At 73.9% G+C, this 1,213-nt stretch carries 1 protein-coding gene; it reads left to right on the forward strand.

The window, feature by feature from the left end; all coding sequences use genetic code 11:
- Window positions 1–170 precede the first annotated feature (170 nt).
- Window positions 171–1,061: an NAD-dependent epimerase/dehydratase family protein gene (locus GV155_RS20125; protein ID WP_160012073.1), complete on the forward strand. Its 891-nt coding sequence runs from the start codon at window positions 171–173 to the stop codon at window positions 1,059–1,061.
- Window positions 1,062–1,213 lie beyond the last annotated feature (152 nt).

The raw sequence follows: 1,213 nt of genomic DNA on the forward strand, positions 1-1,213 counted from the left end.
GTCGGAGTCGTCGCGCTCGGAGCGGCGCTTGCGATCCAGCTCGCGCAGGCAGTCGTCGTCGTCGTCCCCCGGCCCCCCGCGGCCCGGACGACGACGACGACTTCCTGCGCGAGCTGGATCGCAAGCGCCGCTCCGAGCGCGACGACTCCGACAGCTGACGGGCCGGGGGCGTGAAGGTCTTCCTCACGGGGGCGACCGGGTACGTCGGCGAGGCCGTGGCCGGCCTCCTGGTGGCCCAGGGTCACACGGTGGTCGGGCTGACCCGTGACCCTCGCTCGTCGCGGGCATCCGCTCTCGAGGACGCCGGCGTCCGGGTGGTCGCCGGTGACGTGGGGGACGCGGCGTCGTACCGGGCCCGTCTGGCCGCGGCCGAGGTCGTCATCCACACGGTGGCCGACGGTCGCCGGCCGGTCAAGGGTGACGAGCGGCTCTTCGACGAGCTGCTCGCCCTCCGGGCCGCGGGCCGGGCTCCGCACCTCGTCTACACGACGGGGTGCTCGGTGTACGGCGCCCACTCCCACCCGCTCCTGGACGAGTCCACGCCGACCGATCCCGACCATCCCCGCGCCCGGCTGGAGGCGCGGCTGGCGACGTCGGGGCTGGCCCACACGATCGTGCGGCCGGCGTTCGTCTTCGGGGGCGACGGCCGGAGCTCCCTGCTGGGACGGTGGCTGGACGAGGCCCGGGACGGCGTCGCGGTGTTCTACGGCGACGCCGCCAAGGTCTGGTCCTGGGTCCACGTCGACGACCTCGCCCGGGGCTACGCGGCGGTCGTGGAGCACCTCGCCGAGCTCGACGGGGAGGCGTTCCTCCTCGCGGACGACGCGCCCGTCGCCGCGAGGGAGGCGTACGAGGCGTGCCAGCGCGCCTTCGGTCGGACCGGGCCGGTGACCCACGCCCCGATCTCCGAGGAGGCACCCGTCTACCAGGTCTTCGACCGGGACGAGGTCGTCGACAGCAGCAGGGCCCGGCGCCTGCTCGGCTGGACGCCGCAGGCCGTGACCGTCGCGGAGCTGATCGCGGCGGTCCCGGGGCGGGCGGCGACCCACCCGCAGCTGTAACGCTCTGTTACTTCACCTGGTACGTCGGGCGGGGTCCATCGGTCGTAGCAACGGGGTCAGGCTGCTGACGGGGTTGTCAGGAGCTGGTCCAGCTCTTGGGCTGGTGTGCGCATGTTGAGGGTAGGCCGTGGTCTGGCGTTCAGGGTGGCTGC

Origin of the sequence: Nocardioides sp. AX2bis (genome assembly GCF_902506435.1) — a bacterium.
In the GTDB taxonomy this organism is placed as follows: Bacteria; Actinomycetota; Actinomycetes; order Propionibacteriales; family Nocardioidaceae; genus Nocardioides.